12 protein-coding genes are annotated in these 17,287 nt (G+C 42.7%); 5 read left to right on the forward strand and 7 right to left on the reverse strand.

What is annotated here, in order from left to right:
• Positions 1-348: 348 nt before the first annotated feature.
• The 3 genes from ggpS (at position 349) to P5674_RS01515 (ending at position 4,681) form a co-directional block, all read left to right on the forward strand.
• A complete protein-coding gene (gene ggpS / locus P5674_RS01505; protein WP_014276817.1) occupies positions 349-1,857 on the forward strand; it encodes a glucosylglycerol-phosphate synthase in 1,509 nt (502 codons plus the stop codon).
• 113 nt (positions 1,858-1,970) lie between these two features.
• Positions 1,971-3,665 (forward strand): glycerol-3-phosphate dehydrogenase, encoded by a 1,695-nt coding sequence (glpD, locus tag P5674_RS01510; RefSeq protein WP_006619701.1) that lies wholly within the window; start codon positions 1,971-1,973, stop codon positions 3,663-3,665.
• Between the two features lie 68 nt (positions 3,666-3,733).
• Positions 3,734-4,681 (forward strand): NAD(P)H-dependent glycerol-3-phosphate dehydrogenase, encoded by a 948-nt coding sequence (locus P5674_RS01515; RefSeq protein WP_315669738.1) that lies wholly within the window; start codon positions 3,734-3,736, stop codon positions 4,679-4,681.
• 6 nt (positions 4,682-4,687) lie between these two features.
• On the opposite strand, the gene P5674_RS01520 is transcribed toward P5674_RS01515, so the two are convergent.
• Entirely contained in the window at positions 4,688-5,935 is a 1,248-nt protein-coding gene (locus P5674_RS01520; protein ID WP_006619703.1) for an ATP-binding protein, read from the reverse strand.
• 66 nt (positions 5,936-6,001) lie between these two features.
• Positions 6,002-9,730: a PAS domain-containing protein gene (locus P5674_RS01525; RefSeq protein WP_315669739.1), complete on the reverse strand. Its 3,729-nt coding sequence runs from the start codon at positions 9,728-9,730 to the stop codon at positions 6,002-6,004.
• A 219-nt stretch (positions 9,731-9,949) separates the two neighbouring features.
• On the opposite strand from P5674_RS01525, the gene P5674_RS01530 reads away from it, so the two are divergent.
• Positions 9,950-11,278 carry a hypothetical protein gene (locus P5674_RS01530; RefSeq protein WP_014276820.1) on the forward strand — a complete coding sequence of 443 codons (1,329 nt, stop codon included), beginning with the start codon at positions 9,950-9,952 and terminating at the stop codon, positions 11,276-11,278.
• 9 nt (positions 11,279-11,287) lie between these two features.
• Here P5674_RS01530 and P5674_RS01535 read toward each other — a convergent pair whose 3' ends face one another.
• The 5 genes from P5674_RS01535 to P5674_RS01555 all read right to left on the reverse strand — a co-directional run bounded on the left by P5674_RS01535 (position 11,288) and on the right by P5674_RS01555 (position 15,838).
• Entirely contained in the window at positions 11,288-12,157 is an 870-nt protein-coding gene (locus tag P5674_RS01535; RefSeq protein WP_006619706.1) for a GGDEF domain-containing protein, read from the reverse strand.
• A gap of 312 nt (positions 12,158-12,469) precedes the next feature.
• Positions 12,470-12,826, reverse strand: a complete 357-nt coding sequence (locus tag P5674_RS01540) for a slr1659 superfamily regulator (RefSeq protein WP_006619707.1) — start codon at positions 12,824-12,826, stop codon at positions 12,470-12,472.
• 57 nt (positions 12,827-12,883) lie between these two features.
• A complete protein-coding gene (locus P5674_RS01545) occupies positions 12,884-13,264 on the reverse strand; it encodes a DUF6272 family protein (protein ID WP_006619708.1) in 381 nt (126 codons plus the stop codon).
• 418 nt (positions 13,265-13,682) lie between these two features.
• On the reverse strand, positions 13,683-15,623 hold the full coding sequence (locus P5674_RS01550) for an adenylate/guanylate cyclase domain-containing protein (RefSeq protein ID WP_014276822.1): 1,941 nt from the start codon (positions 15,621-15,623) through the stop codon (positions 13,683-13,685).
• Positions 15,624-15,643: 20 nt separating this feature from the next.
• Positions 15,644-15,838 (reverse strand): cache domain-containing protein, encoded by a 195-nt coding sequence (locus P5674_RS01555; protein WP_043468597.1) that lies wholly within the window; start codon positions 15,836-15,838, stop codon positions 15,644-15,646.
• A 180-nt stretch (positions 15,839-16,018) separates the two neighbouring features.
• Between P5674_RS01555 and P5674_RS01560 the strand changes: the two genes are divergently transcribed.
• The gene (locus P5674_RS01560; protein ID WP_014276824.1) at positions 16,019-17,125 is read left to right on the forward strand and encodes a hypothetical protein; all 1,107 of its coding nucleotides are present in this window, start codon (positions 16,019-16,021) and stop codon (positions 17,123-17,125) included.
• Positions 17,126-17,287: the final 162 nt, after the last annotated feature.

Here is a 17,287-nt window from a genome sequence, read left to right on the forward strand (position 1 = left end):
GTTAAAGTGTAGTAGGTCAATGGGTCAATTGACCCAAGCGTGCAGTCTCAATCAAATGTGGTTGATGTTTGATAGCGATCGCATAATTATAAGCCTACCTACTGTATGGCATTGATGGGAAGTTAACACTAACATACTTAACCCTAGATTTGTTGTTGTCAATATAGTTTTCATGAATAAATCTATATATCCCTGTTCATCAAGTAAGTCAACTCGTAAATTGACCCACAGGCGCGCTGTATTTTAGCGTTGAGTTGACCGGAAATGAACATGGCGCGAGACTCCTGAAAATTCAGGCGATCGCATAACTGTAAACTTCAAAATTGTTTCACGGAAAACACAAAAATTATGAAATCTTCACTGGTAATTCTGTACCATCGCGAACCCTACGATGAGGTCATCGAAAATGGTAAAATTCACTACCGAGCCAAAAAAAGCCCTAATGGTATTGTACCGACCCTAAAAAGTTTCTTTGCTAACGTTAATCAAGGCACTTGGGTAGCTTGGAAACAAGTAACAGCCAAGCAAAAAGCCGACTTTCAAGAAAGGGTAGAAGTCGAAGATGAAGGTAACTATACTGTGCGCCGCATAGCCTTAAACGCCGACCAGGTTAAACATTTCTACCACATCACCTCTAAAGAGGCATTCTGGCCAGTTCTACACTCGTTCCCGTATCATTTCACCTCGGAAACGGCGGACTGGGAAAACTTTACCACGATTAATCGTTTATTTGCAGAAGCAGCCTGCGAAGAGGCGGCAGATGATGCTTTAATTTGGATTCATGACTATAACCTATGGTTGGCGGCGCGCTACATTCGGGAACTGAAACCGGATGCACGGATTGCCTTCTTTCATCATACGCCATTTCCGTCGGTGGATGTGTTTAATATCCTACCTTGGCGACAGGAAATTGTGGAGAGTCTTTTATGCTGCGATTTAGTGGGTTTCCATATTCCTCGCTACTCGGAGAATTTTGTCAATGTCGCTCGGAGTTTGTGCGAGATAAAAGTGGTTAAACGGGAACCTGTAGCCCCTCATCTTACCAAAGTAGGAACGGCTTTAGCAGAACCAGAAATGGTGAGCCAACTTGAGTATAAAGGTCAAATAGTGAATATTGACGCTTTCCCGGTGGGTACAAATCCGGGTTTCATAGAATCGGTTTTAGAGAAGCCAGAGGGTCAGTCACGTTTGACGGCAATTAATGAAGAATTAGGCGATCGCAAATTAATTTTGGCGGCGGGTCGGGTCGATTATGTGAAGGGAAATCGGCAGATGTTAGAAGCCTATGAGCGACTGTTAGAACGTCGCCGAGATCTCCATGGAAAAATTCAGTTTTTGATGACTTGTGTATCGGCGGCTGATGGGATGCGGGTTTATAAAACTGCTCAACATCAAATCGAGCAATTAGTAGGGAAAATTAACGGCCGATTTGCACGATTAGATTGGATGCCGACTTTGTTATTTACCCAGCCGATACCCCTACCGGATTTGTTTTCCTATTACCGATTAGCTGATGTCTGCTGGACTACTCCTTTACGGGATGGTTTGAACCTGGTAGCTAAAGAATATGTGGTCGCCAGAGAAGATCGCGGCGGTGTCTTGGTGCTGTCGGAATTTGTGGGGGCGGCGGTGGAACTTCCCCAGGCGGTTTTGGCTAATCCCTATTCGACTCAGCGCATGGATGAGGCGATCGAATTTGCTTTAGCCATGGACCCCGAAGAACAAAAACGGCGGATGGCTGAAATGCGTAAAACTGTAGTTAAATATGATGTCAAGTATTGGGCGGATCATGTGTTTGAACGTTTCGAGTCTATGACGCATCAAAAAGCTGCTGTGAAAACTACTGTGGCTGTGTAAACAAGTAACTTGAAATTCGGTTAATTGGTGAACTATAAAGGCTGAGAGTAGCCCACATCAATTAGCCGAGTTTGCGATATTAAAGTAGCTAAGAAAACTCAACTATAATCATCATGGGAGACTATCCAAAAATTCAGGCGGAAACCTACGATTTAATTGTGATTGGCGGTGGTATAAATGGAGCCGGAGTAGCTCGTGATGCGGCGCTCAGGGGCTTAAAAACTATTTTAATTGAAAAGGGGGATTTTGCGGGGGCGACCTCAAGCTGGTCTACTAGGCTGGTTCATGGAGGGTTACGTTATCTGGAATATTTCGAGTTTCCCCTAGTGCGTGAGTCCCTGCGAGAGCGAGAAATTCTACTGCGGACAGCGCCCCATTTAGTTAAACCACTGTTATTAACTGTACCAGTTTATGGGGGGCGATCGCGTCCTTATTGGAAAATTTGGGCGGGAATGCTGCTTTATGATGTGTTCAGCTATGACAAGAGTTTACCGACTCACAGAATGCTACCTAACACCCAATTTCAGCAATTATTCCGGTCTTTAGATAAGGAAAATCTGAAAGGCGGCGCTCAGTATTATGATGCTCAAGTAGAATATGCTGAGAGGTTATGTTTGGAAAATATTATCGCGGCTAAACAAGCGGGCGCGACAATTCTTAACTATGTGGAAGTGACCGGACTTGACCGGGAAGGAAAACGCATTAATCAACTGAATTGTCGGGATGTTTTCAGCGGCGAAACTTTTACGGTTAAGGGTAGCCCGAAGGCGGTAGTTATCAATACTTCTGGCCCTTGGGTCGATCGCGTTTGTCAACTGGGGCGAGAGAAAGACCAACCCGCCGCCATTGGCACAACTCGCAAAATCGGCGGCACTAAAGGCAGCCATATTATTGTAGATCCCTTCCCTGGTGCGCCGGAAACTTCCCTATATGTCGAGGCAAAATCGGACGGACGGCCGTTTTTTATTGTGCCTTGGTTGGGAATGTATCTCATTGGCACTACGGATATTTATTTTAATGAGAATCTGGAAGCCATTAAAGCAGATAATGATGAAATTGATTATCTGTTGCGGGAAACTAATGGCATTATTCCCACCGCTGAACTTTCGCGTCAGGACGTGAAGTTTACCTATTCTGGAGTCCGCCCCCTTCCCTATGTGGAACCTAGCCAAAAAACGGCTGCTATCACCCGGAAACACATTGTTTATGACCATGATAAGGATGGGGTGGAAAATCTGCTATCTTTGATTGGTGGCAAACTAACCACCTATCGCCAGGTGGCGGAAGAGTTGGTTGATGCTAGTTATCAGAAAATGGGGCTACCTGCGCGACGGTGTGAGACGGACACGCCACTACCTGGGGCCATTTTCCCTAATGATACTCGCATCGGACAGGCCCTTTATGATTATCGCCCCCAACTACCTCTGAAAACTATTCATCATCTGTTTTCGATTTATGGGGCGCGGGCGCTGGAGGTATTGCAGTTAACTGATGAACATGAGGAGTTGAGAGAAAAAATTACCCCGGCTTTACCTGATATTAAAGCTCAACTGGTCTACGGAGTGCGATCGGAAATGGCGCAAACTTTGGTAGATATTACCCGGCGACGAACTACTCTAGCCATGCACGCTCGCTATGGGTTAGATTTATTACCGACTATCACTGAGACTCTCCAAAAATATGCGGGTTGGACTCAAGAAAAGTGCGATCGCGAAGTAATAGCCTACCATGATTATATGCGGTTAAACTGCATTCCCGATTATGAATTGGAGGCTTGGGAAAAGGCTTTATCACCCCAAATGGTTTAACCATTGGTGATGCTGAGAGCGAGTCTTTGTGACAATGTATCCTTGTTTAGTAGAATAACGAAGATTTTATGGAATTTCCAGATAAGGAACAGGCAACCCTGACAGTTTTGGGCGCGGGGGCTTGGGGTAGTGCGCTGGCTGAGTTGGCGGGTCATAATGGCCATAAAATTAATCTCTGGTCTCGCCGTTTAGGTAATACTTTGGAGGAAGCGGTAGAAGGGGCTGATTTAATCGTTTCTGCTATTTCTATGAAAGGGGTGGCGGCGACGGCGGGAAAACTCCAGGAAATTGGTATCCCCGATCATGTTCCTATTGTCACTGCTACTAAAGGCTTAGACGCGGAAAGCACCCGGACTCCTTCTCAAATTTGGGAGCAGGATTTCCCAGATCATCCCATTGTGGTACTATCAGGGCCTAATCTGTCGGCCGAAATTGAACGACATCTTCCGGCGGCGACGGTGGTAGCAAGTTCTGACCTAGGGGCGGCGGAGTTCGCCCAAAGGCTATTTGCTTCGAGTTTGCTGCGGGTTTATACCAGTAATGACCCTATGGGGACGGAGTTGGGAGGAACTTTAAAAAATGTAATTGCGATCGCCTCTGGGGTCTGTGATGGCTTACAATTGGGCATTAATGCCAAATCTGCCCTCCTGACACGGGCGTTAACAGAAATGATCCGCATTGGCACCCATTTGGGGGGACAGACAGAGACCTTTTTTGGTCTGTCAGGTTTGGGGGATATGTTAGCCACCTGTAATAGTGCTTTAAGCCGTAATTATCGGGTGGGCTATGGTTTGGCTGAGGGTAAAACCTTAGAGGTGATTTTGCAGGAGTTGGGTAGTACAGCCGAAGGGGTCAATACCACTAATGTACTGATTGCTATTGCTGACCGCGAAAAAATTCTCGTCCCCATTTCTCGACAGGTCTATCGCTTATTGAACAATGAAATTAACCCCCAAGAAGCCGTTGAAGCCTTGATGGAAAGGGATTTAAAACCGGAGTTTCACGAAGAGTCTTAATCATCTTTAATCAGTCCCGGTTTGCTTTTGGGGAATTTTGATGATAAATTCGGTTCCAGTTTCGGGGTCGGATTTAACTTCAATAGTTCCCCGATGAACTTCGGTGATAATTTTATGGCTGAGACTTAATCCCATACCTGTACCTATGTGGGGAGGTTTGGTGGTGAATAGGGGCTGAAAAATGCGATCGCTTAATGATTCGGGAATGCCATTACCATTATCATAAATCCTGATTGTTACCCAACCCTCCCCTGGTGGTTCTGAAGTTTCCACCGTCGTGGTAATCTTAATTTCGGGCTGAAACTCATTGTCTTGTTCTCGGTTAGTATCTAAACTGTCGATCGCATTATTTAGCAGGTTCATAAATACCTGATGAAGTTGCCCTGGGTAGCATTGTACCTGGGGTAATTCTCCGTAGTTTTCAACCATCTCAATGGCGCGACCTTTTTTCCCTTTAATACGTCCCTGTAAAATCAGGATAATATCTGCCAGACCTTCATGAATATCAACAGTTTTTAATTCCCCATCATCCTGTTTATAAAAATTCCGTAGAGACTCCACCAAATGACGGATACGGTCAGTTCCCACTTTAATTGATTCTAGGAGTTGTGGGAAATCTTCTAGCAGAAATTCTAAATCAATATCCTCGATTCTTTCCTCAATTTCTGCCACAGGTTCGGGATAAGTTTCACCATACAACTCTACCAATTCCATTAAATCTTGAGCATAACCAGTCGCATGGTTAATATTACCAGTCACAAAGGAAACCGGGTTATTAATTTCGTGGGCAATGCCGGAAACCATTTGCCCCAAATTTAGCATTTTCTCACTGTATAATAGTTGTTGATAAGCCTGTTTTAACTGTTTATTTTGAGCCGCAATTTTTAAGCCACATCGTACCCTAGCTAATAGCCCATCAATTTCAATGGGTTTGCTCATCAATTCATCAATCCGATATTCCGAAGTAAACTCATCAAGGGAACTACACTCATCTATTTGTTCCTGGGCGGTTAAGAGGATGAAAAATGTGCTAGATAATATCCCATGGGAACGCAGTTTCTGACAGACCTCTAAGCCGTTTAACTCAGGTAACATCCAATCACAAATCATTAATTCTGGGGAGAGACTCTCCGCTAAATCTAGGGCGGTTTTACCATCTTCAGCGATCGCCACTTGATACCCTTGTTCTTCCAGGGTATTCTGTAGAATCATTTGGGTGGCGATGTCATCATCAACAATTAGAATCGTTGCCATGGGTTAATATTGATTAATTGAGTAGTTACTGTGATGTTAGTGAGTCTATTTTGCCATGTTTTGTGATCAGCTATAAAATTTTTGTTTAATCAAACTATCCACCCGGTTAAGATTTTCGGCGAGGGAGTCAATTAGACTCATAGATCCGGCGATGCTTTGGCTGCGGGCTTTTTCTTCAATATCGGCGGCGATCGTTGTTAAAACCGGCACCCCCACATTACCACTAGAACCTTTGATGCGGTGAGCAACCATAGCCATAGCTTGAAAGTCTGATGCGGTGATAGCTTGGCGCAGTTTAACTATATCTTGGCGTGCATTTTCCATAAACACAGCCAATAACTTTTTCTGAAATTCAACCTTACCCCTAGAAATTGTCTGGAGGCGGTCTAAATCAAGCAGGAGCCTAGGTTTATCCTGTTTTGTATGAGTTGATATGGTTTTGGGGGTCGGGCTGGTTTCAGGGGCATTTGGGCTGGGTATTTGTTGCCGACGGGCGGCCCAAGTTTGCAGTTTAAATGCTAACTCCTCCTGGGTGATGGGTTTGCTGATATAATCATCCATACCGGCTGATAAGCATTTTTGGCGATCGCTAGGCATAGCGTGGGCGGTGAGGGCGATGACAGTGGTATGGCGATCGGTTCCTTCCCGTTTCCGTAGTTCCTTGGTTGTAGCGTAACCATCTAATTTAGGCATCTGACAATCCATAAACACTAGGTCATAATGGCGATCGCTTAATAATTCCAGCACCTGTTCTCCATTTTCCGCCAAATCAGCTTCAATCCCTAATAAACTCAACTGATTTAACAATACCTGTTGATTAATAGGATGATCCTCAGCTAGTAAAACTTTTAAATCCAAACCAGTAGGGGATAGGGTAGTAGAATTATCCCCAAAACCATCACTACGGGAGCGAAACTCGGCTAAATTCCCCGTAATTTCATTAGCCATAGCTGTCAGCAAAGCATCAAATAATCGAGAAGCCCGCACAGGTTTAATTAAATAACTGTTAGCCCAACCATCATCTAATAAATCTTCCACCGAACTGAGTCGGCGCATAGAAGTCATTAACACCAACTTAGTATCACTGAGCATGGGTTCATTTTGGATAACTGCGGCTAAATTTTTATCCCTATCAATCAACAGATTTTGGTCAAAAATTGCCAACTTAAACGGTTCGTTATCATTGGCGGCATCACGCAACTTTGACAAAGCCATTTCTGGGCTAGAGGCTTCCTCAAGTTCCATCCCCCAAGATTGAATCAGATACCGGACAGACTGGCGCACACTTGCATTAGCATCAACCACCAAAATTTTTAATTTGGTTAACGTTTCTGGTAAATTGGGAAATGATGCAGTTTTGGAGATAGAAAAAGGCAGAGTAAACCAAAAATTGCTACCTTGACCAACCACACTTTCTAAACCGATTTCTCCCCCCATAACATCTACCAACTGCTTACAAATTACTAAGCCCAACCCAGTACCTCCAAATTTGCGAGTCGTGGAAGCATCCACCTGAGAAAAAGCCTCAAATAACCTTCCATGAGACTCAGGCGGAATACCAATGCCAGTATCCTGCACTTCATAACGTAATATCAAAGGAGCATTAATATCATAGTTGGGAGGGCGGCTAACTCGCAGGGTGACTTCTCCAGCCGGGGTAAATTTAATGCCATTACTCATCAGGTTTAACAGTACCTGCCGCAGTCTACCTGGGTCGCCCCGCAGATAACGGGGAACATTGCGATCGACAATAGCCGCTAATTCAATGCCCTTATTTTCTGCCTGTGCTGCTAATAAATCAATGATATTTTCTAGGCATTCTTCTAGGTCAAAATCCAAGTCTTCTAGTTCAATTTCTTGGGCTTCTAACTTAGAAAAATCGAGGATATCATTAATTATAGCTAAGAGGTGATTAGCACTGGTGCGAATCGCCTGGACAAAATCTTTTTGTTTAGTATCTAGTTCGGTTTTCAGCAATAACCCAGTCATCCCTAAAACCCCATTCATGGGAGTTCTAATTTCATGGCTCATATTAGCTAAAAATTGGGATTTTAGCCGCGAGTTTTCTAGGGCTGCTTCTCGTGCTTTCACTAATTCATCAATGGGATAAGTGGCAATAACCACGCCGCCTATTTCCTGGTTTAAGGTATACCAAGGATGAATAGCCCAGCGAAAATATCCGTGGGAACCATCAGGATAAATCATGGTATCTTCCGAGCAGGAAATCACCTCGCCAGCAATAGCTCGGCGGTAGACTTCTGTACAGGTTTCTGAGATATGGGGGAAAATTTCATAGTGGCTACGACCCACTAAAGATTCTGGGGGAAGATGATACTCTTGGAGCCAGCGATCGCTATAAGCTATATAGCGCATAGAACAATCTAAAATAGCTACAGCCACCGGAGCATTAGTAATAATTTGCTGGAGTTGTTCTCGCTCCCTTTGGAGGGTGCTAGTTTTCAGTTTTCGGGATGTTATATCACGTTGTACAAAGACAAAATGGCTGACTTTTCCCGTGTCATCAGTGACCGGAGAAATACTAAGATCCGCCCAATATTTCGAGCGATTCTGACGGTAGTTAATCAATTCCACTTGTATAGACTGACCCTGGCTGAGGGCGACTTCAACTCGCTTTAATTGTTGCTCGTCTGTGTCGGTTCCTTGCAGAATATTGGGATTTTTACCAATGATATCTTCCGGTTGATAACCAGTAAGATTAGTAAAGGCTTTATTAATATAAACTATCTGAGAATCCGTGGTTTTTTCTGGGTTACATTGAGCGATCGCGATCGCATCAGTGGTATGGCTAACGGCTGATTCGAGTAACCTGAGCCTCTGTTCTTGGCGTTTGCCTTCCGTGATATCACTACCAATATTACACACGGCTAAAATATGTCTATTTTGATTAAAAATCGGAAAATTTACGGATATAAATTGGCGAATTTTACCATGATAATTGACTATATTTTGGTGAGTTTGCTGCACTCTACCACTGTCGAAAACTTTTTGATCCGATTCTTGTAGTTTTTGGGCGATAGTTGTTGGAAATAAATCATAGTTGGTTTTACCAAGAATCTCCTGGGCTGGTCGATTTAAGAAAATTTCGCACTGACGATTAACCATAATATAACGGTTTTGACTATCTTTGGCACAGATCAGCGCCGGACAGTTATCAAGAATAGCTTGCAGCAAATGTTTCTCTTGTGTAGCATTCGTGGCTATCACTTGCTGCTGTTGAATTTGTAGTTTTAATTGTTTAATGGTTTCCTGAAGTTCAGCGGTCTGATCTTGAATGGTCAACAGAAGATCTGATTGGCTATTTTTGACAGGTGCTTGTGTGTGTTGCCGTGGGTAGCGGGTGGTTTCTGGCCAAGAATTAGGGTTGAGGAGTAGACCATTTGAGTTTTGGAGTTGGGGGGTTGACTCACCCAGCCCCAGACCGGGGATTAATTTAAGTAGTCCCTGGATAATTGATAGGGAAATAATGAAAGCGATCGCCCCTACTATAAAAATTAGGTTAGGTGTAGGATTTAACCAAGTTTCTCCCTGTAAGATAATAAAGCTACCAGTGCAGAAGACAAACACAGCAAATAGAAAGATTAATCGACGCAGGGGAAGATCTCGCCAGATCACGATGATGTACAATAACAGCAGGGCGAGAATGTAGTCAGCGATCGCCAATAGAAAAGATACCCTTTGTGGTAACACCATTGGCTCTATAAATCCTAGGCTGGCTATTAAAGCTAGATCTGGGGCTAATAGTTGACGGGCCATTGCTATTACTGTAAAAATCATTAATACTCAAATTTTTGTATAAAACTAAGCTGAGGTGAAAATTGCCTCTATCTCAAGGATGAATTATTGTTACTATTGACACATCTACCTGTAGGGATACCTTCTAATCAGTCAAATCCTGAGTCGATGTCAGGAATTATATAGCTATTGCTTGTAGATGCACGGAAGCTATCCTACAGAAAATATAAACTTTAATCACTAGGGTGGGAAGGTGTACTTATGGCACGACTTTCGCCAAAATCCTTTGATATTCTGCTGATGGAGATCAATCGGCGGGTTAAAGAAAATCCCATTGATCAAATTGGGGCTGAAATTGTACGATCTCGGTTGCAAAAAAGGCGATCGCAGTCGGGAGATTTTCTAAGGCGATCGGAACTTGAGGAATTACTTACGGATCAGTTTCCTGATTTTAACCCCAAAGTAATTGATAAAGCTGCCCGGGCTAACCGTCCTCCTGGTGCTATCAAAAAGCTATTTTGGGGAGGGGGAGTCATCGGGGGACTAGCGGGAGTCGTTTGGTTAGTTAATTTACCTTATCCGATGATTCGCCAACCTGTGGCTACAACCGCCCCCTTGTTGTTGCTTCCCAGCTATATTAGCATGGATTATAACTACCGACAGGCGATCGCTTTAGTAGAACAGGCTGATCAATTGGTCAATAAAGCCACAGCTATGACAGACTTTGAACTAGGGGCTGAGAAAGCCAGCCAGGCTCAAAAGCTCCTGGATAAGTTGCCTGTATGGTTTTTGGGATATTACCCAAAGGCTTATTGTAATTTGTTTGGTTGCACCTGGCGCTTTACTTTTGATGAGTACCAAAATACCCGGAAACTGGTGGGCCGCATGGAAGCCCAGATTTTCCAGGAACAGAATGCTTATCAAGCCTTACAGCAAGCTCAACAAGCCTTACAGATAGCCACAGCACAGTATAATGAAGCGGAATCGCCCGCCGATCAACAGACAGCTATTATAGCTTGGCAACAGGCTATTGATCAACTAAGACAAATCCCCCAAGCAACTTTGTCTGGAAAGAATGCACAACAGCAGTTGACCGCTGCTAACCGTGATTTTCAGCAGCAGGTGGGGTTTGTAGCTGGTCGTTTACAGGGTAATACTTTAATTGAGGCGGCGCAAATTTTTGCTAGTAAGGCTGCTAATGATGCTCAAAATCCACCCCATAATCAATTACATTGGCAGCAGGTAATCGAGCATTGGAATGAGGCGATTAAACGCTTAGAACAGATTAATCCAGACAATCCGAGTTATTTGGAAGCTCAAACCAAACTAGCTGAATATCGGTCAAATCGTCGGCAAATTCAACAAAGATTACAGGACGAAAGAGATTCTGTAGATGCCATGGAAAGAGCCAGACGGTTAATTGTGGAATGGCGACAGTTGACGATTTCTGCTAATCCCAATTTTACATCTTTAAATAATAAGATATCTGACGTTATTTATACATTAGAGTTGGTTCGCCCTGGAACAACTGTTAATGCTGAGGCTCAAGAACTGTTACAAAAGGCACGACATACCCGCAGTCAATTGTAAATTAAGTTATCAATAATCGTCATTTTTAAGGCATGGGCATAAATTTAAAGAGGCGATAGTGACGCGATCGCGTCCGTGAGTTTTAGAATAGTATAGCGCCGTATCTGCCGATCTAATTAAACTATACTGACAATCAGCGTGTATGGGAAAACCCGCTATCCCCATAGACATAGTGAGTCCCTGCATAAAAGTATAGGAATATTGATGGTGTAGATTTTTGATACCTTCCCTAAGAAACTCAGCAATTTGATGAGCATCCTCAATAGTGGTCGAGGGTAAAAGGAGCACAAATTCCTCTCCCCCATATCTACAAGTAGTATCTGATAGGCGAGTATGATTTTCTAAAAATCGGCTGACAGCTTTCAGGACCACATCTCCGGCTTGATGTCCCCAGCGATCGTTAAATCCTTTAAAATGATCAATATCCCCTATAATAATACTAAGGGGTTCCTCCTGTTCTTTAGCGCGTCCTAAATGTCGGACTAGGGACTCTTCCATATAACGACGATTAAATAATCCCGTCAAAGAGTCACGAAGACTCAAATCATGGGAAAATTTCTCAATCAAATCGCCATGAGCTGTGGTTGTCTCCAACATAATTTCTAGGTCAGTATTAGTTTGAGATAACCTTTCTAATAAAGATTGTAGCTTTTTTTCAGAAGCTCTTAATTGCTGCTCAGTTATTTTATGTTGGGTGATTTCCTCCTGGAGTTTCTGATGAGAACGATATAATTCTTGTTCCACCAAGTCAGCATGAAGCATGGTAGTTTCTAGTAAAATTTCCAGGTAGATTTTTTCTTGTTTAAGTATCTCAACTTCCTCCTGCAATTTCTGATTTTCTAAAACCAAATCTCTATCACTATTAGATTCTGATGTCATCCCCATACTAACCCCCTAAATTAATTCTAAAACTCAGGCACAAATACTAGGGTTTTAATTCACTAAATGCAGTCGGATAGCTGTCGTAAATTGTAGACAAATTTTGATGAACTATATGGCTTGCTGGGGACTGGCTGACAGTTCATCAATAATTTTAAACCTAGATAATAATACCTAGGTTAACCTCTGGAGTAACTGGGATAATTTAACTGAGTTTGCACCCGGTATATTAACAGGTTTTTCAGTGATATTTAACCCAGTTTTAGGCGGTGAGGGATATGGGTTCATCTAAATCATGGAATTTAGTTAAATTTAGGCATCAATTTGCAATTCCAATGTAGGCATTAATCGCTGTAAATTTTTGAGAGATTTTCCTTGCCAAGGTATTTTAATAGAAGCTAATAACACCAAGTTAATAGTTTTTTTCTGCCTCACTTTAATCACAAATTTAGACAGCATATTAATTCCCGAACTGTTGAGAAATTGCAACTCTCTGAGGTTCAGAGTGATTTTAGGAGGTTCGATATCTAATACATCATTAAGTAATTTAACCACCACATTGGACTCTTGTAAGCCATTGAGTCTCAGAGAGCCTTTAAGGGTAATAGTGGATATTTGGCTATCGTAACCAATGCTATAATCTTCAGTTTGATATGATTCAATTACCATGTTTAATTCCTGTATTCAAGTTGTGAAAAATTGAGATTTAACTACTTTAGATGTTGATTAGATAGTGAGTTGAACCATTGTAGTAACAATAGTCTGGGAGGGTTCTTGTTCTAAGGTTTCAAACTTCCAGCCGAGTTTGGCCATATAGTCGTTAACCATTGTTAAATATCCTAAGCCAGATTCGGTATCATTTTCTACATTTTTTTCAACCTGATGAATATACATCTCTTGGGGGTCAGAACTTAGCAACTCTTGAATGTAGTCTTGAAAGGAACTAACCGCGTCTTTATTGATAGTATTTGCCACAAAAAAGGAGAGATTATCGTGCTGCAAAAATAGCTGTATTTTAATCGGGTATGTTGATGATTCATCACTAAATTTCATGGCATTTTCTAATAACTCATTAGCCACAAAACTCACAGCACTTTTAACTTCCATTTGCCGACTAACTGAGTCCTGTTCCTCTTCTGTTTTCGGGAAAATGTGGTGACATAATCAGCCATAAAGTTGGCGGACAAACCATTATTTCTCCACATCTGTTTCAGGGGAACGGAACTGGGGGAAAACCCAATCACCAAAAACTCATTGCTGGTACTTGGTGCTTCAAAAAAATCTCCAAAATTTTTTTTTCATGTTATGTTTAATAACTCAAAGTTTAATAACTTTTGGTAGTGTACAGCCTGACTTTAGATAGGTGAGGTAATTTGCCGGGATTAAGTCTCCGGAAAATTGATAGACTTTTCTTAGGGGTCACAGCAGAGTAGGGGGGGGGGCGAGTTGCTCTTAGGTTAAGGATACCATATTTTGGATAATTTGCCTATAGTGTGATAGTCTACCTGCTGTGGGAGGGTTTAACCTAGGATAACATCTCATCAACAACCCGTTTCCAGTAAATTTGAGCCACAGCATCACTAGGATTTTCAGCTAAACAGATCTGCAACAATTGAGCGGCTTGCTTATATTCCTGGAGATAATAGAGAGCCAATGCTGACTCAAACTGGGTTTTAGTTTTTAACTTAGCGTCGCGACTTTCTGGGGGGTCAGCATCAAAGATTTCAAAGACAGAGACCATTTCGGATTTGCCTTTGACAGCGACTTTATCAATAATTCGGAAAGCGTAATTATTAGGGTTTTCAAGACATAAGAATGTATGTTGGCTAATTAAGAGTGGCACGGCATATTTTTTAGTTAACTCTTCCAAGCGAGCGGCTAAATTAACGGCATCACTAATTACGGTGGTATCAATTTTATCTTTCCCGCCAACAATACCTAACATCATAGTTCCGGTATTAATACCAATGCCAATTTTAATAGGTGGTCGTCCTGGTCGCTGTCGGGTAGTATTATAGTCGCTTAATAATTTTAGCATAGAGATTCCCGCCTGCACTGCATCATCAGCATTGCCACCAAACAATGCCATGATGGCATCTCCAATATATTTATCTATAAAACCATTATTGTCAATAATTGCGGGTTCCATACGGCATAAATAGGCATTGATAAACTTAAAATTATCGGCTAAGGTCATGTTTTCAGAGAGATTAGTAAACTGGCGAATATCTGAAAACAAAATGGACATTTGTTTTTCGACAGCATCTCCTGATTTAACTTCCACAATACTTTCATAACCGAGGAAGGATAAAAACTGATTAGGAACAAACCTGCCAGCGGCATCGGTGAGTTCTTCTTGTTCATTAAGGGCGAGTTCTAAATCACAGTTAACGGAAAACATTTTTTCGATAAAATTTTGTCGTTCTGCTTCGGCTTTTTGGCGTTCAGTGATATCTTGAAAAGTAGCGATCGCAAAGGTAATATTTCCCTGGGCATCATTAATAGGTCGGGCTCTAGCTTCCACGGGAATAATCCGATCAGGTTGATGGACTTCAATATCATTAACTAGGACACTTTCCCCTTTCAAAGCCCGCTCTAGGGGTAAATTCTCTTCTGGGTATAGTTGGTCAGTTCCGGCAATATAACTAGGATAAATGATAGAATTTTCATTGTTTAAATCATCCAGGACTGCACCTTGTCCAAATAGGATATGTGCAGCCTGGTTAGTATAGTAAAGTTGACCCATGTCATCGACAACGACAACGGCCAAAGGCATAGCTTCGAGGAACTGACGCAGAAGTTTATTGCTAACCTGTAACTCCTGAGCCAAATCTATATTTTCAGTTTTTAGGCGATCGTTAAGTAAGGTAATTTCCTGATTAGCAATACTAATCTGAGCTTGGTGGTATTCAACGGCTTGTTTTTCTATCTGTAGCTGTTCCAGACTCTGATTCAATTCAACTTCTGTCTGTTGAAGTAGGGTAACTTTTTCCTGTAGACCGGCATAGAGTCGTCGCAGTTGTCCAGTCATGCGATTAAAAGCCATAGCTAGGGTTCCCACCTCATCATCAGTCATTACGGGAGCCACAGGGGTGAGGTCGCCGTCTGCGACTTTAGTGGCTACAGTAGCGATCGCCAATATAGGGCGAGAAATTTGGCTCGCCAATAGATAAACGCCGACAGTGAGTAAGCCGGTAAAAGTTAAACCGACCCCCAAAGTAGTCCAAGCCAACTGACGAGCGGGATCTAGGGCTTCCGACCGTGGCATTTCCACTAATAGGACAAGTTCTTGGTGTTCTAACCAGGGAAACACACCAAGTACAGGAACGCCAGCATAGTTTAAATAACTGCCGCGCCCATTTTCCCGTTGCAACCCGCGATCAATGCCTTCGCTGTGACCCCCTCTAGGAAAGTCTTGTCGGCCAAACTCTTCCCCAGATACAAATACGCGCAAGTTATTGATCAAATAGGTTTCCCCTTGTTCTCCTAGCCCAGTAGAATCGAAGATAATCGGAGATCCATCTGCTCTAGGCTAAGGTGAGCGGCGAGAACACCTATGGTTTCACCTTGATTATCCGGTAGGGGGGTAGAGACAGTCATAGTGGGTCGTTCAAAAACTAGGGTTTTAATTGAAGCCCTAGCCTGACTAAATGCGATCGCCCCGACGCTGAAAACTGTCACCACTGATCAAAGTAAAAAGTAGACATGGATTGTATGTAATCAATACATTGTGACATGATTTGATACCGGATTGATTGGGAATTCTAAATTCTTTGGTGGAGGGAATTATGTTGAGGCGATCGCACTGAGGGGATTTAGGGTAAAATATGTTACCAAAATTTGAGTGAGTTAATTTAAGTTATGACCAGGCCAGCCATTTATATTGCCATTACTAATCACGGATTTGGTCATGCTGTTCGTGCTGCTTCTGTGGCTGCTCAAATCCAGAAATTTTGTCCTGATGTTTTATTATTCTTAGTAACTCAGGCTCCCCGCTGGTTATTGGAGTCTTATATTTCGGGTGATTTTGTGGTGCGATCGCGGGCTTTTGATGTGGGGGTAGTTCAGTCGGATAGTATCACTATGGATAAATTGGCGACTCGTTCCAAGTTAGAGGATATTAAGCAGCGGCAGAGGTCTATTGTAGCCAGAGAAGTTGATTTTATTCGTCAAAATCGGATTAATTTAGTGCTGGCGGATATTCCACCTTTGGCTGCGCCCATAGCTCGGTCGGCTGGGGTTCCTGGTTGGATGATGAGTAATTTTGGGTGGGATTTTATTTATCGTGATTGGGGGGAAGAATTCCAGGAAATAGCGGATTGGATTGGGGAGTGTTTTGGGCAATGCGATCGCTTATTTAGGCTGCCTCTTCATGAGCAGATGACGGCATTTCCTGTCATTGAAGATATGGGTTTAACTGGTGGTGATCCTCGCTATGATTTAGCTAAACTTAGGGCGGACTTTCAGATTAAAACCTCGGTAGAAAAAACTATTATGCTGACTTTTGGGGGCTTAGGACTAGACGCAATTCCCTATAATCATTTAGGGCGTTTTCCTGATTATCAGTTCATTACTTTTGATAGCAATTCGCCGGATTTGGATAATTTAATTAAGCCGAGAGATATGGTGAAATCTAGCCCTTCATTAGCAGAATATTCCCGCCTGCGTCCGGTAGATTTGATGCCTTTGTGTGGGCGAGTTATTTCTAAACCAGGCTATAGTACATTTGCGGAAGCATTGCGGTTGGATATTCCCCTAGTGTCTTTGGTGCGGTCCGGTTTTGCTGAGTCTCCGATATTAATTGAGGGGTTAGAAAATTATGGTTTCCACCAAATTCTGACGGCGGCGGAGTTTTTGACGGGAAATTGGGAATTTCTACGCGAACCCCTGAACCCCCCTCGCTTATCGGAAACTTTAGATAAAAATGGAAGTAAAGCGATCGCTGAAGCTGTGGTAGAATTATATTAGACGGTTGTAGATTAGGCTGTCAGTAACAGAAAAACGGAGCTTGCCCTTGGCCTTCCGGGTCAGGAGGGTAGGGGCAGCTTGTGCCAAATCGGGCTTGAGGAGATATAGAAGTAAAGCGATCGCTGAAGCTGTGGTAGAATTATATTAGACGGTTGTAGATTA

It is taken from the genome of Limnospira sp. PMC 289.06, assembly GCF_032350395.1.
In the GTDB taxonomy this organism is placed as follows: Bacteria; Cyanobacteriota; Cyanobacteriia; order Cyanobacteriales; family Microcoleaceae; genus Limnospira; species Limnospira platensis.

What these genes read in the sequence shown, in the direction of transcription:
- P5674_RS01540 (WP_006619707.1), bottom strand. Translation starts at nt 12,826, where the DNA reads ATGGTAATTGAATCATATCAAACTGAAGATTATAGCATTGGTTACGAT.
- ggpS (WP_014276817.1), top strand. Translation starts at nt 349, where the DNA reads ATGAAATCTTCACTGGTAATTCTGTACCATCGCGAACCCTACGATGAG.
- P5674_RS01530 (WP_014276820.1), top strand. Translation starts at nt 9,950, where the DNA reads ATGGCACGACTTTCGCCAAAATCCTTTGATATTCTGCTGATGGAGATC.
- P5674_RS01515 (WP_315669738.1), top strand. Translation starts at nt 3,734, where the DNA reads ATGGAATTTCCAGATAAGGAACAGGCAACCCTGACAGTTTTGGGCGCG.
- P5674_RS01545 (WP_006619708.1), bottom strand. Translation starts at nt 13,264, where the DNA reads ATGGAAGTTAAAAGTGCTGTGAGTTTTGTGGCTAATGAGTTATTAGAA.
- P5674_RS01560 (WP_014276824.1), top strand. Translation starts at nt 16,019, where the DNA reads ATGACCAGGCCAGCCATTTATATTGCCATTACTAATCACGGATTTGGT.
- P5674_RS01535 (WP_006619706.1), bottom strand. Translation starts at nt 12,157, where the DNA reads ATGACATCAGAATCTAATAGTGATAGAGATTTGGTTTTAGAAAATCAG.
- P5674_RS01525 (WP_315669739.1), bottom strand. Translation starts at nt 9,730, where the DNA reads ATGATTTTTACAGTAATAGCAATGGCCCGTCAACTATTAGCCCCAGAT.
- glpD (WP_006619701.1), top strand. Translation starts at nt 1,971, where the DNA reads ATGGGAGACTATCCAAAAATTCAGGCGGAAACCTACGATTTAATTGTG.
- P5674_RS01520 (WP_006619703.1), bottom strand. Translation starts at nt 5,935, where the DNA reads ATGGCAACGATTCTAATTGTTGATGATGACATCGCCACCCAAATGATT.